This window comes from Streptomyces sp. NPDC025638 (assembly GCF_055558775.1).
Genome location: NZ_JBVHLX010000010.1, coordinates 75,290 through 97,891, shown reverse-complemented (window position 1 = coordinate 97,891; position 22,602 = coordinate 75,290). Strand labels below are relative to the sequence as shown.

At 71.3% G+C, this 22,602-nt stretch carries 28 protein-coding genes and 3 pseudogenes; 17 read left to right on the top strand and 14 right to left on the bottom strand.

Annotated elements, in window-relative coordinates; all coding sequences use genetic code 11:
- Positions 1 to 139: 139 nt before the first annotated feature.
- The 3 genes from ACZ4EG_RS25330 to ACZ4EG_RS25320 form a co-directional block, all read right to left on the bottom strand.
- Entirely contained in the window at positions 140 to 1,213 is a 1,074-nt protein-coding gene (locus tag ACZ4EG_RS25330) for an RNA polymerase sigma factor SigF (protein WP_467792199.1), read from the bottom strand.
- A 17-nt stretch (positions 1,214 to 1,230) separates the two neighbouring features.
- Positions 1,231 to 1,644 (bottom strand): ATP-binding protein, encoded by a 414-nt coding sequence (locus tag ACZ4EG_RS25325; RefSeq protein ID WP_004925829.1) that lies wholly within the window; start codon positions 1,642 to 1,644, stop codon positions 1,231 to 1,233.
- Between the two features lie 251 nt (positions 1,645 to 1,895).
- Positions 1,896 to 2,156: a UBP-type zinc finger domain-containing protein gene (locus ACZ4EG_RS25320; RefSeq protein WP_363294146.1), complete on the bottom strand. Its 261-nt coding sequence runs from the start codon at positions 2,154 to 2,156 to the stop codon at positions 1,896 to 1,898.
- A gap of 60 nt (positions 2,157 to 2,216) precedes the next feature.
- Here ACZ4EG_RS25320 and ACZ4EG_RS25315 point away from each other — a divergent pair, with 60 nt between their 5' ends.
- Positions 2,217 to 3,812, top strand: coding sequence for a Na+/H+ antiporter (locus ACZ4EG_RS25315; RefSeq protein ID WP_453553357.1), 1,596 nt, complete (start codon positions 2,217 to 2,219; stop codon positions 3,810 to 3,812).
- A 13-nt stretch (positions 3,813 to 3,825) separates the two neighbouring features.
- Here the strand turns inward: ACZ4EG_RS25315 and ACZ4EG_RS25310 are convergent, their stop codons facing one another.
- Complete coding sequence (locus ACZ4EG_RS25310) at positions 3,826 to 4,740, bottom strand: 1-aminocyclopropane-1-carboxylate deaminase/D-cysteine desulfhydrase (RefSeq protein WP_467792198.1); 915 nt, start codon at positions 4,738 to 4,740, stop codon at positions 3,826 to 3,828.
- 288 nt (positions 4,741 to 5,028) lie between these two features.
- Between ACZ4EG_RS25310 and ACZ4EG_RS25305 the strand changes: the two genes are divergently transcribed.
- The 3 genes and pseudogenes from ACZ4EG_RS25305 (at position 5,029) to ACZ4EG_RS25295 (ending at position 7,710) form a co-directional block, all read left to right on the top strand.
- Positions 5,029 to 6,435, top strand: a complete 1,407-nt coding sequence (locus ACZ4EG_RS25305) for a family 2B encapsulin nanocompartment shell protein (protein ID WP_467792197.1) — start codon at positions 5,029 to 5,031, stop codon at positions 6,433 to 6,435.
- Positions 6,436 to 6,547: 112 nt separating this feature from the next.
- Positions 6,548 to 6,859: pseudogene (locus tag ACZ4EG_RS25300) on the top strand (polyprenyl synthetase family protein); the annotation flags it as partial.
- Between the two features lie 263 nt (positions 6,860 to 7,122).
- Entirely contained in the window at positions 7,123 to 7,710 is a 588-nt protein-coding gene (locus ACZ4EG_RS25295; protein ID WP_467792196.1) for a GNAT family N-acetyltransferase, read from the top strand.
- Between the two features lie 33 nt (positions 7,711 to 7,743).
- Here the strand turns inward: ACZ4EG_RS25295 and ACZ4EG_RS25290 are convergent, their stop codons facing one another.
- Positions 7,744 to 8,334 carry a TetR/AcrR family transcriptional regulator gene (locus tag ACZ4EG_RS25290; protein WP_390708842.1) on the bottom strand — a complete coding sequence of 197 codons (591 nt, stop codon included), beginning with the start codon at positions 8,332 to 8,334 and terminating at the stop codon, positions 7,744 to 7,746.
- A gap of 124 nt (positions 8,335 to 8,458) precedes the next feature.
- On the opposite strand from ACZ4EG_RS25290, the gene ACZ4EG_RS25285 reads away from it, so the two are divergent.
- From ACZ4EG_RS25285 to ACZ4EG_RS25265, 5 genes are all read left to right on the top strand, one after another.
- Positions 8,459 to 9,043: a dihydrofolate reductase family protein gene (locus ACZ4EG_RS25285; RefSeq protein ID WP_467792195.1), complete on the top strand. Its 585-nt coding sequence runs from the start codon at positions 8,459 to 8,461 to the stop codon at positions 9,041 to 9,043.
- Positions 9,044 to 9,115: 72 nt separating this feature from the next.
- The gene (locus tag ACZ4EG_RS25280) at positions 9,116 to 9,313 is read left to right on the top strand and encodes a hypothetical protein (RefSeq protein ID WP_467792194.1); all 198 of its coding nucleotides are present in this window, start codon (positions 9,116 to 9,118) and stop codon (positions 9,311 to 9,313) included.
- Between the two features lie 85 nt (positions 9,314 to 9,398).
- Positions 9,399 to 9,815, top strand: a complete 417-nt coding sequence (locus ACZ4EG_RS25275; protein WP_390708845.1) for a YciI family protein — start codon at positions 9,399 to 9,401, stop codon at positions 9,813 to 9,815.
- 47 nt (positions 9,816 to 9,862) lie between these two features.
- Positions 9,863 to 11,071 (top strand): RNA polymerase sigma factor, encoded by a 1,209-nt coding sequence (locus tag ACZ4EG_RS25270; protein ID WP_467792193.1) that lies wholly within the window; start codon positions 9,863 to 9,865, stop codon positions 11,069 to 11,071.
- Between the two features lie 9 nt (positions 11,072 to 11,080).
- Positions 11,081 to 11,413, top strand: a complete 333-nt coding sequence (locus ACZ4EG_RS25265) for a DUF952 domain-containing protein (RefSeq protein WP_467792192.1) — start codon at positions 11,081 to 11,083, stop codon at positions 11,411 to 11,413.
- 30 nt (positions 11,414 to 11,443) lie between these two features.
- Here the strand turns inward: ACZ4EG_RS25265 and ACZ4EG_RS25260 are convergent, their stop codons facing one another.
- The 6 genes from ACZ4EG_RS25260 to ACZ4EG_RS25235 all read right to left on the bottom strand — a co-directional run bounded on the left by ACZ4EG_RS25260 (position 11,444) and on the right by ACZ4EG_RS25235 (position 16,236).
- The gene (locus ACZ4EG_RS25260; protein ID WP_467792191.1) at positions 11,444 to 12,202 is read right to left on the bottom strand and encodes a VOC family protein; all 759 of its coding nucleotides are present in this window, start codon (positions 12,200 to 12,202) and stop codon (positions 11,444 to 11,446) included.
- 94 nt (positions 12,203 to 12,296) lie between these two features.
- Positions 12,297 to 12,713: a VOC family protein gene (locus ACZ4EG_RS25255; protein ID WP_363294159.1), complete on the bottom strand. Its 417-nt coding sequence runs from the start codon at positions 12,711 to 12,713 to the stop codon at positions 12,297 to 12,299.
- A gap of 37 nt (positions 12,714 to 12,750) precedes the next feature.
- A complete protein-coding gene (locus tag ACZ4EG_RS25250) occupies positions 12,751 to 14,064 on the bottom strand; it encodes a Clp protease N-terminal domain-containing protein (protein WP_467792190.1) in 1,314 nt (437 codons plus the stop codon).
- Positions 14,057 to 15,376 carry a caspase family protein gene (locus tag ACZ4EG_RS25245; RefSeq protein WP_453553336.1) on the bottom strand — a complete coding sequence of 440 codons (1,320 nt, stop codon included), beginning with the start codon at positions 15,374 to 15,376 and terminating at the stop codon, positions 14,057 to 14,059. The genes ACZ4EG_RS25250 and ACZ4EG_RS25245 overlap by 8 nt, the downstream gene beginning before the upstream one ends.
- Position 15,377: 1 nt before the next feature.
- Entirely contained in the window at positions 15,378 to 15,752 is a 375-nt protein-coding gene (locus ACZ4EG_RS25240) for an effector-associated constant component EACC1 (RefSeq protein ID WP_453553334.1), read from the bottom strand.
- An 85-nt stretch (positions 15,753 to 15,837) separates the two neighbouring features.
- A complete protein-coding gene (locus ACZ4EG_RS25235; RefSeq protein WP_363294163.1) occupies positions 15,838 to 16,236 on the bottom strand; it encodes a helix-turn-helix transcriptional regulator in 399 nt (132 codons plus the stop codon).
- A gap of 422 nt (positions 16,237 to 16,658) precedes the next feature.
- Here ACZ4EG_RS25235 and ACZ4EG_RS25230 point away from each other — a divergent pair.
- From ACZ4EG_RS25230 to ACZ4EG_RS25210, 5 genes and pseudogenes are all read left to right on the top strand, one after another.
- Positions 16,659 to 16,895: pseudogene (locus ACZ4EG_RS25230) on the top strand (magnesium transporter); the annotation flags it as partial.
- 169 nt (positions 16,896 to 17,064) lie between these two features.
- Positions 17,065 to 17,346 (top strand): CorA family divalent cation transporter, encoded by a 282-nt coding sequence (locus ACZ4EG_RS25225; RefSeq protein ID WP_467792189.1) that lies wholly within the window; start codon positions 17,065 to 17,067, stop codon positions 17,344 to 17,346.
- 193 nt (positions 17,347 to 17,539) lie between these two features.
- On the top strand, positions 17,540 to 18,088 hold the full coding sequence (locus tag ACZ4EG_RS25220) for a DUF5994 family protein (RefSeq protein ID WP_467792188.1): 549 nt from the start codon (positions 17,540 to 17,542) through the stop codon (positions 18,086 to 18,088).
- Positions 18,089 to 18,339: 251 nt separating this feature from the next.
- Positions 18,340 to 18,612 carry a hypothetical protein gene (locus ACZ4EG_RS25215; RefSeq protein ID WP_453553780.1) on the top strand — a complete coding sequence of 91 codons (273 nt, stop codon included), beginning with the start codon at positions 18,340 to 18,342 and terminating at the stop codon, positions 18,610 to 18,612.
- 198 nt (positions 18,613 to 18,810) lie between these two features.
- Positions 18,811 to 19,296, top strand: coding sequence for a DUF5994 family protein (locus ACZ4EG_RS25210; RefSeq protein WP_467792187.1), 486 nt, complete (start codon positions 18,811 to 18,813; stop codon positions 19,294 to 19,296).
- A 38-nt stretch (positions 19,297 to 19,334) separates the two neighbouring features.
- Here the strand turns inward: ACZ4EG_RS25210 and ACZ4EG_RS25205 are convergent, their stop codons facing one another.
- The gene (locus tag ACZ4EG_RS25205; protein ID WP_467792186.1) at positions 19,335 to 19,595 is read right to left on the bottom strand and encodes a hypothetical protein; all 261 of its coding nucleotides are present in this window, start codon (positions 19,593 to 19,595) and stop codon (positions 19,335 to 19,337) included.
- A 258-nt stretch (positions 19,596 to 19,853) separates the two neighbouring features.
- Here ACZ4EG_RS25205 and ACZ4EG_RS25200 point away from each other — a divergent pair.
- Positions 19,854 to 20,180 (top strand): annotated as a pseudogene (locus tag ACZ4EG_RS25200) (tyrosine-type recombinase/integrase); the annotation flags it as partial.
- A gap of 7 nt (positions 20,181 to 20,187) precedes the next feature.
- Here the strand turns inward: ACZ4EG_RS25200 and sodN are convergent.
- A complete protein-coding gene (gene sodN, locus ACZ4EG_RS25195) occupies positions 20,188 to 20,583 on the bottom strand; it encodes a superoxide dismutase, Ni (RefSeq protein WP_020136639.1) in 396 nt (131 codons plus the stop codon).
- A 145-nt stretch (positions 20,584 to 20,728) separates the two neighbouring features.
- On the opposite strand from sodN, the gene sodX reads away from it, so the two are divergent.
- Positions 20,729 to 21,163, top strand: coding sequence for a nickel-type superoxide dismutase maturation protease (gene sodX, locus ACZ4EG_RS25190; RefSeq protein WP_390708988.1), 435 nt, complete (start codon positions 20,729 to 20,731; stop codon positions 21,161 to 21,163).
- On the opposite strand, the gene ACZ4EG_RS25185 is transcribed toward sodX, so the two are convergent.
- A complete protein-coding gene (locus tag ACZ4EG_RS25185; RefSeq protein WP_453553324.1) occupies positions 21,067 to 21,696 on the bottom strand; it encodes a CGNR zinc finger domain-containing protein in 630 nt (209 codons plus the stop codon). The genes sodX and ACZ4EG_RS25185 overlap by 97 nt on opposite strands.
- Before the next feature lie 101 nt (positions 21,697 to 21,797).
- Here ACZ4EG_RS25185 and ACZ4EG_RS25180 point away from each other — a divergent pair, with 101 nt between their 5' ends.
- Positions 21,798 to 22,574, top strand: coding sequence for a class I SAM-dependent methyltransferase (locus tag ACZ4EG_RS25180; protein WP_467792185.1), 777 nt, complete (start codon positions 21,798 to 21,800; stop codon positions 22,572 to 22,574).
- Positions 22,575 to 22,602: the final 28 nt, after the last annotated feature.

Below are 22,602 nucleotides of genomic sequence, written 5' to 3'. Positions count from 1 at the left end.
GGCATCGGGCAGGCGGGCGTGGGTGTCCCCGGAGGGGCGAGCCGGCCTTGGGTGTGCGGCTCGCGTTTCCTCGTGTTCGCCGGGTTGCTCGCCTGCCCGGTGTTTCCGGTGGCAGCCCCCGCACCCCGTCCGTCGGGTGCTACTCCTCCACCAGCAGCTTTTCCCGGAGCTGGGCCAGGGTTCGGGCCAGCAGGCGGGAGACGTGCATCTGGGAGATGCCCACCTCCTGGGCGATCTGGGACTGGGTCATGTTGCCGAAGAAGCGGAGCAGCAGGATTCGCTTCTCGCGGGGTGGGAGGTCCTCCAGGAGCGGCTTGAGGGACTCGCGGTACTCCACGCCCTCCAGGGCCTCGTCCTCCGCGCCGAGGGTGTCGGCGACGGCCGGCGACTCGTCGTCGGTGTCGGGGACGTCCAGGGAGAGGGTGGAGTAAGCGTTGGCCGACTCCAGGCCCTCCAGGACCTCCTCCTCCGAGATGGCGAGCTTCTCGGCGAGTTCGTGGACCGTGGGGGAGCGCCCGTGCTGCTGGGAGAGCTCGGCCGTGGCCGTGGTCAGCGCCAGACGCAGCTCCTGCAGACGGCGCGGAACGCGGACCGCCCAGCCCTTGTCCCGGAAGTGCCGCTTGATCTCGCCGACGACCGTCGGGGTGGCGTACGTCGAGAACTCCACGCCGCGATCCGGGTCGAAGCGGTCCACCGACTTGATCAGCCCGATGGTGGCGACCTGGGTGAGGTCGTCCAGCGGCTCACCGCGGTTGCGGAACCGGCGCGCGAGGTGCTCGACGAGCGGCAGATGCATGCGGACCAGCTGATTGCGCAGCTCCGCGTACTCGGGGCTGCCATCCTTCAGCTTGCGCAGCTCGACGAACATCGCGCGCGCTCCGCTGCGGTCCTGCGGGTCGTGATGCGCACCCTGCAGACCCGGTACGCCCTGCGCGCCCTGCTCGTCGTCCCGTTCGTGCTCGCTCATCGTCCCGCCCGTCGCCCTTCCCCGAGCCCTCGCCTCGGCTCGGATTGGGGACACGCCCCCGTTCCGCCCTGCCGGAGACGCGCTCTGCACGGCACCTTCGAAGCCGGCCTCCGCGGAGTCGTCCTCCGGATGAGGCCTGGCCTGCTCGGGGATGCCGTCGATGCCGTCAGCCATGCGTCGGGAACCGTCGGCAGAGCCTGCGCCCTCGACCGGCAGCTCCCGTGTGTCGCGCTCTTCGTCCCGCACCGGCCCGTCCCCGTTCCTCACGCCGGCCCGGGTCCCGCGCCGCGCTGTTTGTAGAGGCTGATCGACACGGTCTTGTCCTCGTCGACGGCCGAGGAGACCTTGCCCGCCAGGGCCGACAGCACGGTCCAGGCGAAGGTGTCCCGCGAGGGCGCGTGGCCGTCCGTCGTCGGGGCCGACACCGTGACCTCCAGCGAGTCGTCGACGAGCCGGAAGACACAGCTGAGCACCGAGCCGGGCACGGCCTGCTGGAGCAGGATCGCGCAGGCCTCGTCCACCGCGATGCGCAGGTCCTCGATCTCGTCCAGGGTGAAGTCCAAGCGGGCCGCGAGACCGGCCGTGGCCGTCCGAAGCACCGAAAGGTAGGCACCCGCAGCCGGCAGCCGGACTTCCACGAAGTCCTGGGTCGCGGGCTCGCCTGCGATCTGGGACACCCTCACCTCCATGGTGGTACAAGCTATTCGGGGCCGAGGGTCGCCCCTCGGGGTAAACGCACTACGTGGTTCAGCGGTGACGCTATCGCGCTCCGAACTTTTCTGTCCCCGGGACCCCAACCCCCTGGCGTCACTCACAGTAAAGCTGTGGATACGCTCCGTGTCTAGAGGGTCCGCGGGCCCAAATGGGAAGAGCGCGCGCCGGGTTGACGTACCCAGACGTCAGACCGTCGAACCGTCAGGATCCAGGGTCACACGAGTACATGGTCGACGAAGCACCACCGCCAGTTCTCGCCGGGCTCGAAGGTCCGCATCACGGGGTGACCGGACTGCTCGTGGTGCTCCGTGGCGTGTCTCCCCGGTGAGGAGTCGCAGCAGCCGACGTGGCCACAGCTCAGGCACAACCGCAGCTGCACCGGGTGCGTACCGCGCGCGAGACACTCCGGACAGGTCTCGTTCTGCGGCTCCGGTTCGGGGTGCGGCAGCGCGTCGGCATGCGTGCACTGTTTCATGATTGCCAGATTACGACGGGCGTGCGGGTGGCCGCGCGGAAAAAGAGGGCGGGCGAGGACATGGACGTGATGCCGCTGCTGTTGCTGGTGGCGGGCAGTGCGGCGGTCGCCGCGGCGGCGCGGCGCACCCCGGTGCCGGCGCCGCTGCTGCTGGTCGCGGTCGGCCTGGCCGTCTCGTACGTCCCCGGGGTGCCCGACTACACCCTCGACCCCGAGGTCGTACTCCCGCTTCTGCTGCCCCCGCTGCTGTACACCTCGGCCACCGACAGCTCGTACCTGGACCTGCGCGCGCAGCTGCGGCCGGTGGCGCTGCTGTCGGTCGGGTACGTGCTCTTCGCGACCTTCGTCGTCGGCTGGGCCGTCTATCAGATCGTCCCGGGGATGCCGCTGACCGCGGCGCTGGTGCTGGGCGCGGTGGTCGCGCCGCCGGACGCGGTGGCGGCGACGGCGGTCGCGCGCCGGGTGGGGCTGCCCTCCCGCATCACGACGATCCTCCAGGGCGAGTCCCTGCTGAACGACGCCACCGCGATCACCGCCTACAAGGTGGCGCTGGCCGCCGCCGTCGGCGAGGCCGCCAGCTGGGCCGGCGGGATCCGGGAGTTCCTGGTCGCGGCCGTCGGCGGCGTCGGGGTCGGTCTGGTGCTGATGGCCCCCCTCCACTGGCTGCGCACGCACCTGAAGGAGCCGCTGATCCAGAACACGCTCTCCCTGCTGATCCCGTTCGTCGCGTACGGCGTCGCCGAGCAGGTGCACGCCTCGGGCGTCCTCGCGGTCGTGGTCGTCGCCCTCTATTTGGGGCACCGCGCGTGGGAGGTCGACTTCGCCACCCGCCTCCAGGAGGAGGCGGTGTGGAAGATGGTCGCCTTCATCCTGGAGTCGGCGGTCTTCGCGCTCATCGGACTGCAGCTGCCGGTCGTCCTCAAGGGCCTCGGCGAGTACGAGGGCCCGCAGGCCACCTGGTACGCGGTGGCCGTCTTCCTGGTGGTCGTCGTGGCCCGGTTCGTCTGGGTCTATCCGGCGACCTTCCTGCCGCGGATGCTGTCGGCGCGGATCAGGGAACGCGAGGCGGACCCCACCTGGAGGGGTGCGATGGTCACCTCGTGGGCGGGAATGCGCGGTGTGGTGTCCCTGGCCATCGCCTTCTCCATCCCGGCCACGACACATGGCGGCCACCCCTTCCCGCAGCGCAACCTGATCCTGTTCCTGACCTTCACGACGGTCATCGGGACGCTGGTGGTGCAGGGCCTGACGCTGCCCCCGCTGATCCGCCTGCTGAAGTTCCCCGGCCGTGACGCGCAGGCCGAGACGCTCGCCGAGGCCAACGCTCAGGCGCAGGCGTCCCGGGCCGCCGAGCAGCGCCTCGACGAGCTCCTGTCCGACGAGCGCAACGCCCTGCCGCCGCCGCTCGCCGACCGCCTCCGCACCGTCCTGGAGCGCCGCCGCAACGCCGTCTGGGAGCGGCTCGGGCAGGTCAACCCCGTCACCGGCGAGACGGTCGACGACACCTACCGCCGACTGTCCCGGGAGATGATCAGCGCCGAGCGTGAGGTGTTCGTCAAGCTGCGCGACCACCGCTACATCGACGACGAGATGCTTCGCACCCTGCTGCGCAGGCTGGACCTGGAGGAGGCGGCGGCCTACCGGGAAGCGGCCTAGAGCCGGCCGGGTCCTAGCGTTCGGGGAAGGGGCGGCCGGTGACGACCGCCGCGAGGGTCGCCCCGCGCGGGAAGGCGCCGGCCTCGGCCAGGTTGACAAGTCCGTGCAGCAACTTGGCGACATAGAGACGTTCGACGGGCAGGCCGTGCCGGTCCTCGAAGTCCTCGGCGAAGGCGTCGAGCGCGGGGGTGGTGCGGGCGTAACCGCCGAAGTGGAAGCGGTCGTCGACGGACCAGGTGCCGAGGCGGACGCGGAAGGCCCGCTCCTGCAGGGCCCGTATGTCGGCGGTCAGAAAGCCGCCCTTGAGGACGGCGATGCCGAGAGCGCGCTGCTCCGGGGCGAGTCCGGCGGCGAGGCCGGCCAGTGTGCCGCCGGTGCCGCAGGCGAGGGCGACGACGTCGGCCCGGCCGCGCAGCTCCTCGCCGAGGACCCGGCAGCCGCGCACGGCCGCGGCGTTGCTGCCGCCCTCCGGGACGACGTACGCGTCCTCGGCGCCGGCCGCGCGCAGAACGGCGTCCAGGGTCTCCGGCTCCGCTTTGCGTCGGTACGTCGTCCTGTCGACGAAGTGCAGCCGCATGCCGTCGGCGGCGCAGCGGGCGAGGGAGGGGTTGAGGGGGCGGTCGGCCAGCTCCTGGCCGCGGACCACGCCGACCGTGGACAGACCGAGCAGACGGCCCGCGGCGGCCGTGGCCCGCAGGTGGTTGGAGTACGCCCCGCCGAAGGTGACCAGCGCGCGCCCCGCCGCCGCCTCGATGTTCGGCACGAGTTTGCGCCACTTGTTGCCGATCAGCTCGGGGTGGATCAGATCGTCGCGCTTGAGGAGGAGACGGACGCCGTGACGCTCGAAGCGGTCGTCCCCGATCTCCTGGAGCGGTGAGGGGAGCCGGGGGCCAAGGGCGGCGGGATCGGGGGTGTCGGCGCTGGTCACCCGGCCATTGTCGCCCGCCCGGTCCGCCGGTGGGCGGGCCGCGCTGCGGTCGCCATGGTGAATCCCGTGGGTCGATTCTCCCGGGCTGCCGTTCGAGGTGGCCGATGCCCGAGCGTTCCGTCCACCCGTGCCGGCGGCACTGGACAGGATTGCTCTGCCTGCCCAGTCGTACGATGATCCATTCCCGCTCTTTTGGGTAATTGAGCGAACACGCTCCGTGAGGAAGGCTGGCTAGAGACCGAAGCCCGCGCAGTTCGGCGCTCGGCATGACCGGGAGGGCGTTTCCTTATGTCGGTAGGCGAAGAGGTCCGCACGGATCAGGGCAAGCCGCAGCAGTCCCTGGACACCGCTGCCGCGCGGAACCTGGCCACCACCACCAAGTCCGCTCCTCAGATGCAGGAGATCAGCTCCCGCTGGCTGCTGCGGACGCTGCCATGGGTGAACGTGCACGGCGGCACGTACCGGGTCAACCGGCGACTGACGTACACGGTCGGCGACGGCCGCATCACCTTCGTGAAGACCGGCAACCGTGTCGAGGTCATCCCGGCCGAGCTCGGTGAGCTGCCGGCCCTGCGGTCGTACGAGGACGGGGAAGTGCTGTCGGAGCTGGCCCAGCGCTGCCGGCAGCGGGACTTCGCACCGGGTGAGGTCATCGCCTCGTTCGGCAGCCGGACCGACGAGGTGTACCTGCTGGCCCACGGCAGGGTCGAGAAGGTCGGCACCGGCCCGTACGGCGACGACGCGGTCCTCGGCGTCCTCGCCGACGGGTCGTACTTCGGCGAGCAGGCGCTGCTCGACCCGGACGCCATCTGGGAATACACGGCCCGCGCGGACACCGCCTGCACCGTGCTGATCCTGTCCCGCGAGCACTTCGAGCAGGTCGCCGAGCGCGCCGACTCCCTGCGCGAGCACCTCCGGCAGATGCGCTCGATCCCCGAGCAGCGCACCAACAAGTACGGCGAGAAGGCGGTCGACCTCGCGGCCGGCCACAGCGGCGAGCCGGACATCCCGCACACCTTCGTCGACTACGAGGCCAGGCCGCGCGAGTACGAACTGAGCATCGCTCAGACCGTGCTGCGCATCCACACGCGCGTGGCCGACCTCTACAACCAGCCGATGAACCAGACCGAACAGCAGCTGCGGCTGACGGTCGAGGCGTTGAAGGAGCGCCAGGAGCACGAGCTCATCAACAACCGTGAGTTCGGGCTGCTGAACAACTGCGAGTACGACCAGCGGCTCCAGCCGCACGACGGCGTACCCAGCCCGGACGACATGGACGAGCTGCTCAGCCGCCGGCGCGGCACCAAGCTCTTCCTGGCCCACCCGCGCGCGATCTCCGCGTTCGGCCGTGAGCTCAACAAGCGGGGACTCGTCCCGGAGACCGTCGAGATCGGGGGCAACCGCATCCCCACCTGGCGCGGGGTGCCGATCTACCCGTGCAACAAGATCCCGGTCACCCCGGAGCGCACGACGTCGATCATCGCCATGCGTACGGGCGAGGGCGAGCAGGGTGTCATCGGACTGCGGCAGGCCGGGATCCCGGACGAGATCGAGCCGAGCCTGTCCGTCCGCTTCATGGGCATCAACGAACAGGCCATCATCAACTACCTGGTCACGGCCTACTACTCGGCAGCGGTCCTGGTCCCGGACGCGCTCGGCGTGCTGGAGAACGTCGAGATCGGTCGCTGGAGGTGACGTTCCCGCACTTCGCGGCCGTGTCCCCGCCCCTCGGGGCGGGTAGGTCATCCGGGTACGCGCCCAGTCGGAGCGGAAGCGCCTCCGTCCGCCGGCGCCACGAGGGGGACCCATGGCCGAGTTCATGACGGAGACGAAGCAGCGCCCCGCCGGAGCGCCGCAGGCCAATGGGTCGCCGGAGCCGCGCCGACGCCGAAGGCCCGCCGGGGTGGTCGGGCCGGGCTCGCTCGACGAGCACGAGGCGGCGGTGATCCTGGGCCGGGCCCGGGCGTCGGTGGACCCCCAACTGTGCGCCGCCGTCGAATCGTTGCCCGGCTCGACGCGCCGGATCGCGCTCCACCACTTCGGGTGGGAGCAGGCGGCCGACCGGATGGGCGGGGCGGTGCAGGAGCTGGCCCGCGCGGTCCCCGACCCGGAGTCGGCGGGCGGCGTGTTCGCGCCGGCCGAGTTCGTGACCCGGCGCAGCAGGTGAGGCCGACGCCCGTCGGCACCTGGACCCCGGCGCCTCCGGGGCCATGCGGCTCCTGACTCCGCATGGTCACCGGGGGCGCCGGCCCGGCGGGTCCCGCGCATCCCCACGGCGTGCGGGGCCCGCCGTATCCCTGGAACCCGCTGCATCCCTGGAACCCGGCAGGCTCGGCATCCGTTGGATCGACCGTCGGGCTGTGCACGGGAGGCGGGGTGGACATGGGCGTGGCGATCCGGGCGGCGGATGAGGGCGACCGGGAGTTCGTGGTGCGGTTGCTGGACGCGGCCTTCCAGGACGATCCGGTCAGCGGCTGGATCTTCCCGGGTGCGGAGTACCGCCGTGCGACGCATCCGCGCCTGATGGCCGAGTTCACCGACGTCGTGCTCGACGAGGGCCGGATCGATGTCACCGAGGACGGCTCGGCGTGCGCGCTGTGGCTGTCCGTGCCGGAGGACGACCACCCCGACGACGAGGCCGCGGCCCGGCTCATGGAGGCGGTCGACCCGGACAACGTACGCCTCGACCTGATAGCCCGGCTGACCGCCGGAGTCCACCCCCGCGGCCGCGCCCATGAATACCTCTGGATGATCGCCGTGGCCCCGCAGCGCCAGGGCCGCGGCATGGGCACCGCGCTCCTCGGGTCCGCCCTCGACCGCTGCGACCGCGAGGCCCGCCCGGCCTACCTGGAGGCGAGCAACGCCCGCAGTCGCAGGCTGTACGAGCGACTCGGGTTCGTCACCGGCGAACCCCTCGTCCTGCCGGACGGCCCGCCGATGTGGCCGATGTGGCGCGAGCCGCGCGGCTGAGCGGCTGGGCGGCTGGGCGGCTGAGTCGCCGGGCTATCGCGTGGGCACGATCGTCTCCACCAGCCGCTCGACCAGCCCGTCGGGGACGTCCACCCCGGGCAGTACGCCGTCCAGGACGCCCGGCAGCGTGAGGTGTTCCAGGATCAGGCCGAGCATCGCGAGATAGAGCACGGCGACGGTCTCGTCGCCGCCGGGCAGGCCGGCCTGCCGGTGGAACTCCATGCCGTACTCCAGGTCGCCACGCACCGACCTGGTGAAGGAGTCGCGGAGCTCCGGGCGCCGGGTGGCCTCCAGGCGCATCTCCAGCAGGGCCAGATAGCCCGTGCGGTCCCGGGTCACGCGCCGCATGAGGTCGCGCATCAGCGCCGTCACCAGGGCGCGGTCCTTGGGCGACCGCATCAGCGCGGTGAGCACCTCGGGGTCGGGCGCGAGCCGGGTGTGCAGCCGGGAGTCGATCTGGCGGAGCAGGTCGTCGCGCCCGGTGAAGTAGTTCGAGGCGGTGCCCACCGGCACCCCGGCTCCGGTGTCCACCGCGCGAAATGTCAGCCCGCGCGCCCCTTCGCGCGCGAGCACCTCGATCCCGGCGTCCACCAGGGCGGCCCGGCGCTCCGGATTGCCCGCCATACGGAATCCCCTCTCCCACTTGTCCCGGTCTCCGTCCCGTACCGGAAACACCCTTGCAACCACTACAACCGAAGTACTACAACTGGAGTGGTCAACAGAGCGCAGCCTACGAAAAGAGACCCGCTTGCGAAAGCTCACCTACTTCGTCGCCTGCTCCATCGACGGCTTCATCGGGGACCCGGGCGGCGACGCCTCGTCCATGTTCGCCTTCCTCGACGAGGAGTTCCTGGGGTTCCTGACCTCGACGTACCCCGAGACCATCGCGGCCCAGGGCCGGGAGTCACTCGGCCTCAAGGGCGCCGGGAACAGACACTTCGACACCGTGATCCAGGGCCACGGAAGCTACCGGCTCGCCCTCGACATCGGCGTCACCAGCCCCTACGGGCATCTGCGCGAGTACGTCGCCTCCCGCAGTCTCGGCAACTCGCCCGACCCCAATGTGACGGTGATCGACGACGATCTGGTCGCCGCCGTGCGCGAGTTGAAGGCCGAGGACGGCGAACTCGGCATCTGGCTCTGCGGCGGCTCCCGGATCGCGGGCGAACTGCTCGACGAGATCGACGAGATCGTCATCAAGACCTACCCCCAGGTGTACGGCTCCGGTATGCCGATGTTCGGCAGCGGCTTCGCCGTCACCGACTTCAGCCTGGAGTCCGTGCGCACGTTCGAGAACGGGGTGCTCGTACGGACCTACAGCAGAAAGCGCTGAGCGCCGTCGTACGAGCCGAGCGCCTTCGCACAAGGGGGAGCGCCGCACTCCGGCCCGCCCTACCCTGAGGACATGGACAGCGAAGAACACGTCTGTCCCGTCTGCGGACAGCCCGTCGAAACGGTCGTCCGGCGGCACAAGACGCTGGGCGCCTGGGTCCCGGTGTGGGGTCCCGGCCCCTGCCACAACCCCGACTGCGAGGCCTGCGTCGACCCCGTCGTCGAGCCCCGGCCACCGGAGCCCGATCAGTCCGCCGGGAAAAAATCCTGAGCCCGTGTCGAGAATCCCGGCCCGGCTCCGACGTCCCCCGTGAGAGCCGCCCGCAGCGGGTGGCGAGAGCCGAAGGAGCGGACCGATGAAGTACCTGGTGATGGTGCAGGGCACGCAGGCGGACTACGAGGGCATGCGCGGCAAGGCGTCCGAGCACGCCCCGACCTGGACCGAGGAGGAACTCCAGGCCATGTACGCCTACATGGGCGCGATCAACGACGACCTCGCGGAGTCCGGCGAAATCATCGACGCCCAGGGCCTGGCCGAGCCCGCGAGGACCCGGCTGGTCAGCCGGACCCCCGACGGCGGCACGGAGATCACCGACGGCCCGTACAGCGAGACCAAGGAGCTGATGGCCGGCTACTGGGTCCTGGAGTGCGAGAGCCTGGAACGGGTCACGGAGATCGCCGAGCGCGTCAGCCGCTGCCCCGGCCCCAAGGGCGAGACCGGCCACCCGGTGGTGATCCGGCCCATCATGGACGGCGCCGGAGACATCTGCTGAGCCGTATCGACGGCACGAGCACGGCACGAGCAAGGCACGAGCGCGGTATGAACCGCACGACGGAGACCGAGGACCTGCTGCGCCGCCACGCGCCGCAGGTCCTCGGTGCGCTGGTCCGACGGTACGGACACTTCGACGCCGGCGAGGACGCCGTACAGGAGGCGCTCCTCGCGGCCGCCCGGCAGTGGCCGTCCGACGGGGTGCCCGGCAATCCGCGCGGCTGGCTGATCAGGGTCGCGGCACGGCGGCTCGCCGACACCCTGCGCGCCGACGAGGCCCGCCGGGCCCGGGAGGAGCGGGTGGCGCAGCTGTCCGCGCGGGTGACCGTCCCGGACCGGGCTCCGCGCGAGGACGACACGCTCTCCCTGCTCTTCCTGTGCTGTCACCCTGACCTGACCGCGCCCGCGCGGATCGGGCTCACCCTGCGCGCGGTCGGCGGCCTGACCACGGCGGAGATCGCCCGTGCGTATCTGGTGCCCGAGGCGACGATGGCCCAGCGCATCAGCCGGGCCAAGCAGAAGGTGCGCTCGGTCGGCTTCGGGCGGCCGGACAACTGGGCGCTGCGCCTGCCCGCCGTTCTGCACACGCTGTACCTGATCTTCAACGAGGGCTACACGGCCACCTCCGGCGCGAGCCTCCAGCGCCGGGACCTGGCCGGCGAGGCGATCCGGCTGACCCGCACCGTCCACCGCCTCCTCCCCGACGACGGCGAGGTGGCGGGTCTGCTCGCCCTGATGCTGCTCACCGACGCCCGCCGCGAGGCGCGCACCGGCCCGCACGGCGAGCTCGTCCCGCTCGACGAACAGGACCGCGACCGCTGGGACCGGGGGGCGATCGAGGAGGGTGTCGCCCTCGTCACCCGGGCGCTGTCCCGGGGACCGGCCGGGCCGTACGCGCTGCGCGCGGCGATCGCGGCCGTGCACGACGAGGCGCCGTCCGCCGACGCCACGGACTGGCGGGAGATCCTCGGCCTGTACGACCTCCTGGTCCGCCTGGTCCCGGGTCCCGTCGAACGCCTCAACCGCGCGGTCGCCGTGGCCATGGTGCACGGCCCGCGCGCCGCCCTGACCGAACTGGACGCGCTGGAGGGCGAGTTGGGTGGCAGTCACCGACTGGACGCGGTCCGGGGGCACCTCCTGGAGCGCGCGGGCGAGTACGCGTCCGCCCGGGCCGCCTACGAAGCCGCCGCCGCCCGCACCCTGAGCCTGCCGGAGCAGCGGTATCTGCGGTCGCGGGCGGCGCGACTGACGCCGTAGCGTGGCCGCATGCCGAAACTGCCCTACATCCTCCACATCACCGAGCGCTCCCTGTGGGACGCGTCCCGCGAGCGCGGCACCTACGAGATCTCCACTCGCGGCCGCACCCTCCAGGAGCAGGGCTTCATCCACTTCTCCACCCGCGACCAGCTCCCGCGCGTGGCGTCCTTCGTGTACGGCTCCTACGACGGCCCGGACGAACTGGTCGTCCTGGTCGTGGACCCCGCCCTGGTCGGCGTACCCGTGAAGTACGAGGCCATGGAGCCGGGCGGCGAGGAGTTCCCGCACGTGTACGGCCCCGTCCCGGTCGACGCCGTGGTGGATGTGGAGCCCTGGGGGTGACGCGGGCAGGGCTCATCCTGCTTGCCTCGCCTATCGCTGGGCGTCGCTGACCGACGGCGACGGCAGCGTGCCCGTCTCCGGGTCGCGTCCGGTCAGGCAGTATGTGCCGCCCGCCGGGTCGCGCAGCACCGTCCAGTGGGTGCCGCGGGCGACGAGCACGGCCCCCAGTTCCTCGTGACGGGCGCGGGTCGCCTCGATGTCCGCGCAGGCCAGGTCGAGATGGGCGGAGGCGGGCCGCTCCTCGCCGAGGCGCTGCAGGAGGACACGGACGGGCAGCCCGGACGGCGGCCTGAGCACCCGGAACTCCGGGAGCGAGCCGGTCAGCAGGTCCCAGCCCGTCAGCCCCGCCCAGAAGGCGGCCTCGGCCTCGTACGCGGACGGCGCGATGTCGAGGCACACCTGGTCCAGCCGGCTGCCCGCCACCACCGGCGGCCGCGCCGACTCCCCGTGCCACGGCACCGCGCAGAACAACTGCCCGGCGGGCGACCGCAGTACGGCCCACCCCTCGTGCCCGGCGACCACAGCGGCGCCCAGCTTCCGGGCCGATGTCACGAACTCCGCCGCGTCCTCCACCGAGAAGTCGAGATGCGCGCCGCCCTCGCCGGAGACGACCCCCTGGACCTTCACACAGGCGTCGGCGCCGTCCTCGGGCACAAGGGTCACGAACTCCTGCTGATCTCCCCGGAGTTCGGAAAGCCGGGTGCCGGTGACCGCGGCCCAGAAGGCGTGGGTCCCGGCGAGGCGTGCGGCGGGGCGGTCGACGAAGGCGTAGGTCCAGCGGATTGTCATGGAGTGATCGTAGGCACAGCGGCCCCGCGCACCATCTGCCCGCGCACGATCTGCCCGCACACCTATCCGTACACCTGCCCGGTCACCCGCCCCGTCACTTGTCCGCGCGCTCCATGAACCGCAGCATGTTCCCGGCCGGGTCCCGGAACGCGCAGTCGCGCACCCCGTACGGCTGGTCCATCGGCTCCTGGAGCACATCCGCACCGGCTGCTTCGACCCTGGCGTACAGGGCGTCGCAGTCGGTGGTGGTGAAGATGACCCCGCGCAGCATGCCCTTGGCGAGCAGCTCGGCCATCGCCTGCCGGTCAGCGGGGGAGGCGTCCGGGTTCGCGCCGGGCGGCTCCAGCACGATCTCCACGTCCGGCTGGAGCGGTGAGCCGACGGTGACCCACCGCATGCCCTCGAAGCCCACGTCGTTGCGGACTTCCATACCGAGCACGTCCACGTAGAAGGCGAGGGCCTTGTCGTGGTCGTCGACGGCGATGAAGCACTGTTTGAGTTTCAGGTCCATGGCCTCACGCTAGGGCGGTTGCCCGGGCCGCGCCCGTTCAACTCATGGACCAGACGGAAGGATCGTGCCGGGCGGGGGTGGTGAGTCGGCGGGGCGGGGTCCGGATGCCGGAGTAGGCGGCGAGGGCCTGGGAGACGTCGGCGTCGGTGACTTCCAGGGGCCGGCCCGGGGACACGTCCGCGCGTGCGGCGCGGATCCGGGCCAGGGCTCCGGCCTCGTCCAGCAGGCCGATGGCCGCTCCGGGGAGCGCCTGGTCGGGGACGTGGTCGCGGGCCAGTGCGGCGGCGGCCGCCAGGGCCTCCTCGGTGAGGACCGCGTTGTGGTGGCTCTCCAGGCGTCCCTGGACGGCGCGCAGGATCTCCCGTACGCCCTCCGCGGGTGGCTCCTCGACGAAGATCGGTTGGACGAGGCGGTCGAGGCCGGGGTCCGGGTCCCGGTGCTCGTACTCCGCGCGGCCGCAGTCGCCGAGCACGAACACCTCCGGTGCTTCGAGCACGGAACGGAAGAGGCCGAGCGGCGTGGTCGTGCCCTCGGACAGGTGCAGGGGGGTGAGAGCGCCGCTGAGGTGGAGCACGAGGGGCGCATCGTCCCCGGCCTCGCTCAGCAGCTCCGTGACCAGGGCACTGCCCCGGGCCCGGTGCCGCGGATCGGCGAGAACGGCGGCGAGGTCGAGGGCCCGCACGGTACGGCCCCGCAGGGCCGGCGGTACGCGTCCCTCGGCGATCGCGAGGGCGACTCCCCGGGCCACGGCCTCCTTGCCGACACCGGGTTCGCCGATGAGGAGGGGCACGTTGCGTCGGTGGCGGGTGAGGGTCCGGATGACGCGGTCGACCTCGTGCGTGCGGCCGACGACGGGGGCTGTCACGGCGCCCAGGTCGCGGGTGAGGGACGAGAGGGGGCCGCGGAGCTGTGGGGCTGGGGCAGGGCGGTCGGTCAGCTGCCGCGAGCGATTCAGGTCCGCACCGTTCCGCTGGAGGACGCCCATCACGGTGCCGTTGCCCTGGGCGAGCAGCGCGCGCAGGACGTGTGCCGGCTCGACGGTCGTGGCTCCGAGGCGGGCGGCCTCACGGGGTGCGAGTTCGAGCACGGACCTGGTCTCCGCGGCGAGGGGCATGAACCCCCCTTGCTCGGTGGCCCCCGCACCGAGGGCCTTCCGCATCGAGTCATGTATCCGCGCGGCCGGGGCGCCGGTGAGGCTCTCGATCTCCGCGGCGGTGCCGTCGGGCGTGTCGTCGAGCAGGGCCAGCAGGAGGTGCCCCGGCGCGACGGAGTGGTGACGGAGCCGACGGGCGTACGCCTCGGCGCGCTGCACGACCTGCCGCGCCCGCTCCCCGAACCGGTCGTCAGCCATCCCCGGCCTCCTCCACTCCCGCCAGATCCTCCCGGGCCCTCCGCGTGTGCGGATGCTCCGCCCCCAGCACCCGCTCCCGCTCCACCACCAGCTGCCGCAGCAGTGCCAGCGCCTCGTCCCGCCCGCCCGTCAGGGCGAGGTTGCGGGCCAGGATGTGCCGCGTGCGCAGGGTGTGCGGATGTTCCGCGCCCAGGACCCGGCACCGGTCGGCGAGCAGGACCCGCAGCATGCCGACGGCCTCCTCCCGGTGCCCCGCCTCGCCCAGGTTCACCGCCAGGAACTGCCGGGTGCGGAGCGTGTCCTCGTGGTCCTCGCCGAGCAGCCGCAACTGCTCGGCCAGGAGCTGCCGGAGCAGCCCCGCGGCCTGCACCGGGGTGCCCGCGCCGCCCAGGCTGTGGGCGTAGGACTGGCGGGTGCGCAGGGTGTCGGCGTGCTCGGGGCCGAGGATCCGGGTCTGTTCGTCGAGGATCTTCTGGAGCTGCTCCGCCGCGCCCTTCCAGTCCCCGGCCTTGCCCTGCTCGACCGCGGCGATCTGCTGTCGGCGCAGTTCGGGTCCGGCGGTCGCGGCGAAGGCGCGGTTGATGGTGAGGGCGATCTCGTGCGCGGTTCCCGCGGCGCGGTTGAGCGGGGTGGGCAGGCCCTCGGCCTCCATGATCGCCCGGAGCCGGCGGTAGAGGTCGTCGATCGTGAGCAGCTCGGGCCCGCCGACCACCCCCTCGCGCAGCAGCCGCATGAGCCGCCCGGAGAACGCGGTGTGCTCCTCCTCCGGCAGCGCGAGGGCGACCTGGTCGCGCTGCGCCGAGGTCAGCACGTAGGTGCCCGCCACCGCGAGCTGCCCGAGCCGCTCGGCGTCGCCGCCCCCTGCCAGGGAGTCGCCCAGGGCACGGCCGGAGAAGCAGCAGTCCAGGACGACCAGCTTGGTCCCGGCCGGACTGTCGAGCACGGCGTCGCGCAGCTTCTCGTACTCCAGCGAGTTGAACTCGGGCGCGGCCCACTCGCTGTCCGGCAGCGCCAGATGGAGAGCGTGGCGCCGGCCGCCGACCAGGCCGTGCCCGGCGTAGTGGACGAGGAGCAGGTCCTCCGCCTCGGCCACGGCCGCCCGCAGCCGTCCGCCGACGGTGCGCAGGTCGCCGTCGTCGAGCAGCACCGTGCAGTGACTGTCCGGGACCAGCCCGTAGTACGGGTCGGTGAGGAGTCCGGCCAGGTCGGTGATGGTGCGGTGGACGGACGGGAGGTCGGGCAGGCCCGGGTCGGAGTACCGGCTCGCGCCGATCAGTACGACCCGGGAGCGGTGGGGGTCGGGAAGGCGCACGTCACTCCCGTACGTCCTGGTCCGGCCCGTCGTCGAGGATCCGCCGCAGCAGGCCTTCCAGGTCCTCGCCGCGCACCCGCTTGGCGTCGATCTCCACGCCGGAGCCGTCCGCGCGCCGTACCTCCAGGCGTACGTCGCTGCGGCGCGGCTGGGTGATCCAGGCGCGCAGGCAGGAGGCGAGCACGGTGAGCGGGCCGCCCGCGCCGAGGAGCACGGTCACCGTGTCGAGCGCGGTGCCCAGCTGCCCGGGCTCGGGTCGGGCGCCGTCGAGGCGGACCTTCCCGGCGAGTGCCGGCTCGCCCCTGAGCCAGTCCGTGAGGGACTCGGCGTCCGCGATCGGGTCACGGCTCAGGACGGATATGCGTGCAGTCGCCACGGCTCCCCCGGCTCTCATCAAAGACCTTGACGGGCAACGCTGTTGAGCGATCTCAGTGTAGGGCCCGCGGGGCGGGAGAGGCCGGTCAGTAGGGGCGGCGCCGCGGACGGGTGAAGGTACGGGCGACACAGGACGGGATCACCGCGCTCTCCTCGTGCGACCGGGCCCGGTAGGCGCTCGGGGTCTCGCCGACCAGCTCCGTGAACCGGGAGCTGAAGGAGCCGAGCGAGGTACAGCCGACGGCGAGGCAGACCTCCGTGACACTGAGGTCGCCGCGGCGCAGCAGGGTCTTGGCCCGCTCGATACGACGGGTCATCAGATAGCTGTACGGAGTCTCGCCGTACGCCTCGCGGAAGCTGCGCTGGAAGTGCCCCGGGGACATCAGCGCGGTGCGCGCGAGCTCGGCGATGTCGAGCGGCTCGGCGTACTCACGGTCCATACGGTCGCGGGCCCGCCGCAGCCGCACCAGGTCCTCGATGCTCACCCCTTCAGCTTCGCACAGGAGCGAGCGGGCGGGTCCCCCGGCTTTCGACGGCCCCGACACCCGCCGGCGGACGGCGAAGGGGCCCGGCCGGGTCTTCGGCAGGGCCCCCTCACAACTGCTCCGGAAAGACCGGGAGCCTGATACGGGATCAGGCCTTCTTGGTCTCCTGGTAACGGGCCAGGTCGGTGACCTGCGGGGATCTTCCCTGTGGGTCGCTGACCCGGCCTTTTGGCGATTGGTGGCGATGGGGCGCGACGGTCCTGATCGGGTGTCCTGCGGACTGTGTGCGGACTGCTGTCCCGCCCGGGGGCGTAGGCGGCCGACGCCGGACCCTCGGCGGGCCGGAGCCGGCATGTTTGCAGGGTGCGCCGACCGCCGGTGATCTCCAGAGCCTGCTGTGCCGGCAATAAGGACGAAGCGGGATGATCGAGGCGCGAGAGACTAGCCCTTGGGCTGCCAGTGACGTCTCCGCGCATCTCGCTGACTCGGCGTCGGTCCTGTGGCTGGACCAGTACCGGCCCGGGACCGCCGAGTTCACCATGCTCGGCCAGGAGTTCGGCATCCACGAACTGGCTCTGGAGGACGCCGCACAGCGTGGGCAGGGGCCGAAACTCGACCGCTGTCGCACCCACGAGTTCCTCAGTGCCTGTGCCGTGACCGTCAGCCCGGACGGTGCGGAACTGACGTACAGCGAGATCGCCGTATTCCTCACCGGCCACGGTGTCGGATTCCTGCTGCACGGCCTGCTCGGCCATCTCGTGGACGGCCACTTCGTCGCGGTCCAGCAACTGGACGACAGCATCGAGGAGTTGGAGGGTCTACGACCACGTGCTGCGTGCCACCGAATGGACAGAATCACTGCGGGACCTGGTGGCCTCGGTCATGAAGGCGAACCTCTCGGTCCAGGCCAACAGCATGAACCTGATCATGAAGAAGGTGACGAGCTGGGCCGCGATCATCGCCGTACCCACCGCGATCACCGGCTACTACGGCCAGAATCTCCCCTACCCCGGTTTCGGCCGCCAGTCCGGATTCATCACCTCGGCAGCCGTCATCGTGGTCCTGTCCGCCGTGCTGCAACTGACGTTCAAGCGCAAGGACCGGCTCTGACAAGGTGCGCCTCGGGCACCCGGGACCAGGTCCCGAAGGCAGGAAAATGCCAGGTCATCCGCGGCCTCTTGGGTCAGCGGGCGGAGTAGTGTGAAGGCACCGGGAGTTCTTCGTGCACCGGCTCCGCTGCGGGTGCCGTTTCCGGCGATCGACAACGCCGGGCCGCTCACGAGCCCGGGGGCAGGTTCGCGCCATGTCCGTGACCATCGACCGCACGACATCGAGCAGGCGCGCGCCGCCGCTGCCGGCTCGCCTGTCCCTGACGCCCGCACCGGGCGGGCTGGACGGCATGTGGTGGCCGCGTTCCCGTGCCCTCACCCGTGAGCTGCCCCCCTTGGCGGCCGCACTGGGCGACCTCTGGGGTCGCATCACAGGTATTACGGTGAACCCTGCCCACTGGCCCGTCATCCCGCGTCGGGTGTCCCTCGCCGGGCGCACGGTGCATGTGGGCTGGTCCACCGAGGAGCAGGATCCGCACAGACTGACCTTTTCCTCCACCGATGGCCGCCGGGACGTCCTGGTGATTCCGCCGGAATCCGGTGCGGATGCCGCCGCGCAGCTGATGGCGGGCGACGGCATCGATGCCCCGACCCGGGAGGAAGCAGCAGACAGGATCAACGCCCGGATCAGGGAAGAAGCGTGGGAGACCGACGGCGGAGCAGGTCGGGCCGTCGTGCCTGCCCCGGCACATCGGTTCGGCAGGGCCTTCGCCCGCCGGTCGACGGAGGTGAGAGAACCATGACTGTCGTCGCCGTGGCCGTGCTGCTCCTTCTGACCGCCGTCGGAGTCGTTCTGATCCACCAGCTCAACGCTCAGCACGACGAACGGATCGCTGCCTTCCACTACAGCGATGTTCTGCCGGGGATCGGGCGTCGGCCCCGGAGGCACCGTCGGTCGGCGGTGGACGCGACCGTTGCGACGCGCCCCACCGCGACGGCGACCGCGGATGACATCGACTTCGGTCCGACCGTGGGCAGTAGAGGAAGGCGCGTCATGGCGATATTGCGAGACCGGAAGACGTACCGCGAGAGGATCATGCAGGCTCTGTACCGAGCCGCCGAAGGCAATCGGCTCCTGGGCGTCGATGGGGCGAAGCTCCGCACCGACCTCGGTATCCCTGAGCAGGACATGGCCGCTGCCTGTATGTACCTGGCAGGTGAAGGCTTGGTCGTCGTGGACTGGGGGAGGGGCAACACGCCCGCGATGATCACGCTGACGCACCAGGGGATCCGCCAGATGGAGACAGAAGAGGAAGGGCGTGGCTGAGCCGCCGCGTCGGCTTCTCGGACCGAAGTGAACCTTCGCAAGGATTGTTCATGTCGGATCAATCCCTTTCTGCTTCCGTAACCGCGCCTTGCGGCGAAGCGCTCGCGGGAGCGTCGTGCGGAGTACCGTGAGGTAGCAGGGCCGTATCGCGGTCGCACGCTCTGCGATCGCACTGCTCTCGACGGACGGGCGGACACCATGGCCGACTCCGACACCCCCGACCTCCCCAGGCTCCTGCCGGACGCCGTCCACCGGTCGGTGAAACCCGGGACGGCCCTGCTGAGGCTGGAGACGACACACGCACGCGAGGGAATCCTGGACGGCGCATGGTGGCCGCGGTCCCGGGACATCGGTGCCGAACTCCCCTCGCTGATCACCGCGTTGACCGAGCATCTCGGACCTGTCACCCGAGTCGGCCTGGACCGCAGCGCCTGGGACGAACTGCCGACCCGGGTGATGGTCGACGAACGAGTCGTCCACATCGACTCCTTCCCGGTCGGTGACGACACCGTCCTCATCACCCGGGGCGACCGGGACCATTTCTCCCTGATGCTGATCCCTCCGGACACGTCGCCCGACGCGGCACGCGCCGCGATGGCCAGGGCCGTACGGGCCGACAACGTCACCGAGGCCAAACAGATCCTCATCGATACGGGCAGCGACACGCCTCCTACGCCGGCCTGACACTTCCGTCGCAGATCGACTCCCCATCGGACTGGACGCTAGATGCGGGCGTACTTCTCCGTCTGCTGGGCGAATTCCTGGGCCATGGCGGCGCTGACCGTGGGCTTGGTGTCGCGGATCGTGTCCAGGTAGTCGTCGGTGGTGGGGGTGGTCCGGGTTCCGGTGTCGAAGGTGCGCTCGAACTGGGCCTGGGAGACGGTGCGCGCCGCGTGAGCGATGTCGGCGGGGGTGAACCCCTCGCTGGTGGACGCAAGTACGGCGCTGTCGGCCCGCGCGCCCGCCCTTGCGGGCGGCAGCATCCCCGCCAGACCATCGGCCTGTACGTCGCGGCCCCTCGGTTGTGCGGGCTGTCCGCACACGTCTGCTTGGACCTGGGCGCCCATGACTCCGCCGCCACGCACAGCCGTACCGCCCGGGCGTGCGCCGAGGCGGCAGGCCACGAGGGGATGCCGGCCCGGGTACGCGCTGTGGAGTCCCTGATTGCCTACTGGACCACCGGGCGGGCGGGAGTACCGGGGCTCGGTCGGCGAGCCTGGAGGCGCGGGCGCCGGCCATAGAGCTGCGCCCGCAGGGCGCTCCAGGCGGCGGAGAGGGAGGCAGCCGAGCGCGGGGGTCGTAAGCCCGTAGAGCTGTCCCACATGGTGACCCACGACCTGCGCCACTTCTTCGCCTCCGCCCTCATCGCCGGCGGAGCGAGCGTCAAGCAGGTCCAGCTCGTCCTCGGCCACGCGTCCGCCGTCATCACGCTGCGGATCTACGCCCATCTGTGGCCGGGGGAAGAAGACCGCACCCGGACCGTCATGGACGCCGTGCTCGGCGGCCTGCGGACCGGGTGCGGACAGGTAGACACTGCAACGAAAGAAATCGCAGGTCAGAGGGCGTAAAGGGAGATCACGCCTTCTTGGTCTCCCAGAAGATCTTGTCGATCTGGGCGATGTAGTCCAGGGCCTTCTGGCCGGTCGCCGGGTCGGTGGACGCCTTGGCGGCCGAGAGGGCCTTCAGGGTGTCGTTGACCAGCTGGTGCAGCTCCGGGTACTTCTCGAAGTGCGGGGGCTTGAAGTAGTCGCTCCAGAGCACCGAGACGTGGTGCTTCGCGAGCTCGGCACGCTGCTCCTTGATGACCGTGGCACGCGCCTGGAAGTGCGGGTCGTCGTTGGCGGCCATCTTCTCCTGGACGGCCTTCACCGACTCCGCCTCGATGCGGGCCTGGGCCGGGTCGTACACACCGCAGGGCAGGTCGCAGTGCGCGCTGACCTTGACCTTGGGGGCAAACAGGCGGGAAAGCATGGAGCATTCCTTCCTCGTGATCGTCTTCTCAGGTGGGACATTACTCCCTGAGGGACGGGTTTTCGCGAGTGCCCCCTTGGGCTTAGGACAAAAGTCCGGGGTCAGACTGAGACTGGTGGAGGAACGGACCGGGGAGGTGCCGGGGATGCCGGAGCTGTCGCAGGAGACCGAACGGGGGAGGGCCGTCACGCCCTTCGGACTGGCCGAGGTGACCGGGCCGTCCATGGTGCCCACGCTCCACCACGGGGACCAGCTCGTGGTGCAGTACGGGGCCCGGATCAGGCCCGGTGACGTCGTCGTCCTGCGCCACCCGTTCCAGCAGGACCTGCTCGTCGTCAAGCGGGCCGCCGAGCGACGCGAGGGCGGCTGGTGGGTGCTCGGGGACAATCCGTACGCCGGAGGGGACAGCACCGACTACGGGACCGTGCCGGAGGACCTGATCCTCGGCCGGGTCCGGCTGCGCTACCGGCCGCTCCGCCGCGATCAGCGCTCGCCGCTCGCACTGGTGCGCTGGGCGCTCTCGGCCGCCCGGCCCGTCCTCTCCGGGCGGTCGGCCTCCAGGCGCTTGCGGGCGCGGTAGGCGGCCACGTTGGCGCGGGTCGCGCAGCGGTCGGAGCAGTAGCGCCGGGAGCGGTTCGTCGACGTGTCCAGATAGGCGTTGCGGCAGGGGGGCGCCTGGCACAGGCCCAGGCGGTCCACGCCGTACTCGGTCAGATGGAACGCGAGGCCCATCGCCGCGATCGCGGCGTACCCAGCGGTCGCGTTCGACGGGTGGTCGGTGAGGTGCATGTGCCACAGCGGACGGCCGTCGTCGTCCCGGAAGTCGTGCCCGGAGATCTGCGGGCTCACCGGGAACTCCAGCAGGAGCGAGTTCAGCAGGTCCACCGCGAGCGTCTCGTCGCCCTTGTCGGCGGCCTCGAAGACCGCGCGCAGCCGGGCCCGTACGGAGCGGAAGCGCGTGACGTCCGCGTCGGTGGCGCGACGGGCCGCGGACTGGTTGCCGCCGAACAGATCGCGGACGGCCTCGACCGAGGTCAGGGTGTCCTTGCCCCGGGCCGGTTCCTCGCTGTTGACGAGACGGACGGCGTAATCCGAGTAATAGGCCAGTTCCACTTGTAGTCCTTACGGGGGCGCTCTATGGTCGTGGGGTGCGGTCGGGTAATAGACGGTCGTGCTTACAGGGTATTACGCGATCGACGGGGTGGAGGAGTTCGATGACGAACGCGGACGCACACATGGTGACGGTAGGCGCGGACTGGCCGGCCTGGCAGGAGAGTTGGGACCGGCAGCAGGAGTGGTACATGCCGGACCGCGAGGAACGCTTCCGGATCATGCTCGACATGGTCGAGGCCCTCGTCGGGACCGCGCCCCGCGTGCTGGACCTGGCCTGCGGCACGGGCACCATCACCGCGCGGCTGCTGCACAGGTTCCCGCAGGCCACCAGCACCGGCGTCGACCTCGACCCGGCCCTCCTCGCCATTGCCGAGGGCACCTTCGCCGGTGACGGGCGGGTCGGCTTCGTGACCGCCGACCTCAAGGACCCGGACTGGCCCGCGAAGCTGCCGTACGACTCGTACGACGCCGTCCTGACCGCCACGGCCCTGCACTGGCTGCACAGCGAACCCCTCGCGGCTCTCTACGGTCAGGTCGCGGAACTGGTCCGCGACGGCGGTGTCTTCATGAACGCGGACCACATGATCGACGAGTCCACGCCGCGGATCAACGCTGCCGAGCGCGCCGGGCGTCACGCCCGTATGGATCAGGCCAAGCGGAACGGCGCCCTCGACTGGGCCGAATGGTGGCAGCTCGCCGCCAAGGACCCGGTGCTCGCCGGGCCGACCGCCCGGCGCTTCGAGATCTACGGCGAGCACGCCGACGGCGAGATGCCCTCGGCCGCCTGGCACGCGCGCGTGCTGCGCGAGAAGGGCTTCGCCGAGGCCCGGCCGGTGTGGTGCTCGCCTTCGGACACGCTGCTTCTCGCGCTCAAGTAGCCGAAGGGCGGTACGGCGAAGGGCGGTA

What these genes read in the sequence shown, in the direction of transcription:
- ACZ4EG_RS25320 (WP_363294146.1), bottom strand. Translation starts at nt 2,156, where the DNA reads ATGAAACAGTGCACGCATGCCGACGCGCTGCCGCACCCCGAACCGGAG.
- ACZ4EG_RS25315 (WP_453553357.1), top strand. Translation starts at nt 2,217, where the DNA reads ATGGACGTGATGCCGCTGCTGTTGCTGGTGGCGGGCAGTGCGGCGGTC.
- ACZ4EG_RS25305 (WP_467792197.1), top strand. Translation starts at nt 5,029, where the DNA reads ATGTCGGTAGGCGAAGAGGTCCGCACGGATCAGGGCAAGCCGCAGCAG.
- ACZ4EG_RS25295 (WP_467792196.1), top strand. Translation starts at nt 7,123, where the DNA reads ATGGGCGTGGCGATCCGGGCGGCGGATGAGGGCGACCGGGAGTTCGTG.
- ACZ4EG_RS25290 (WP_390708842.1), bottom strand. Translation starts at nt 8,334, where the DNA reads ATGGCGGGCAATCCGGAGCGCCGGGCCGCCCTGGTGGACGCCGGGATC.
- ACZ4EG_RS25280 (WP_467792194.1), top strand. Translation starts at nt 9,116, where the DNA reads ATGGACAGCGAAGAACACGTCTGTCCCGTCTGCGGACAGCCCGTCGAA.
- ACZ4EG_RS25275 (WP_390708845.1), top strand. Translation starts at nt 9,399, where the DNA reads ATGAAGTACCTGGTGATGGTGCAGGGCACGCAGGCGGACTACGAGGGC.
- ACZ4EG_RS25270 (WP_467792193.1), top strand. Translation starts at nt 9,863, where the DNA reads ATGAACCGCACGACGGAGACCGAGGACCTGCTGCGCCGCCACGCGCCG.
- ACZ4EG_RS25265 (WP_467792192.1), top strand. Translation starts at nt 11,081, where the DNA reads ATGCCGAAACTGCCCTACATCCTCCACATCACCGAGCGCTCCCTGTGG.
- ACZ4EG_RS25260 (WP_467792191.1), bottom strand. Translation starts at nt 12,202, where the DNA reads ATGACAATCCGCTGGACCTACGCCTTCGTCGACCGCCCCGCCGCACGC.
- ACZ4EG_RS25255 (WP_363294159.1), bottom strand. Translation starts at nt 12,713, where the DNA reads ATGGACCTGAAACTCAAACAGTGCTTCATCGCCGTCGACGACCACGAC.
- ACZ4EG_RS25250 (WP_467792190.1), bottom strand. Translation starts at nt 14,064, where the DNA reads ATGGCTGACGACCGGTTCGGGGAGCGGGCGCGGCAGGTCGTGCAGCGC.
- ACZ4EG_RS25220 (WP_467792188.1), top strand. Translation starts at nt 17,540, where the DNA reads ATGTCCGTGACCATCGACCGCACGACATCGAGCAGGCGCGCGCCGCCG.
- ACZ4EG_RS25215 (WP_453553780.1), top strand. Translation starts at nt 18,340, where the DNA reads ATGGCGATATTGCGAGACCGGAAGACGTACCGCGAGAGGATCATGCAG.
- ACZ4EG_RS25210 (WP_467792187.1), top strand. Translation starts at nt 18,811, where the DNA reads ATGGCCGACTCCGACACCCCCGACCTCCCCAGGCTCCTGCCGGACGCC.
- ACZ4EG_RS25205 (WP_467792186.1), bottom strand. Translation starts at nt 19,595, where the DNA reads ATGCTGCCGCCCGCAAGGGCGGGCGCGCGGGCCGACAGCGCCGTACTT.
- sodN (WP_020136639.1), bottom strand. Translation starts at nt 20,583, where the DNA reads ATGCTTTCCCGCCTGTTTGCCCCCAAGGTCAAGGTCAGCGCGCACTGC.
- sodX (WP_390708988.1), top strand. Translation starts at nt 20,729, where the DNA reads ATGCCGGAGCTGTCGCAGGAGACCGAACGGGGGAGGGCCGTCACGCCC.
- ACZ4EG_RS25180 (WP_467792185.1), top strand. Translation starts at nt 21,798, where the DNA reads ATGACGAACGCGGACGCACACATGGTGACGGTAGGCGCGGACTGGCCG.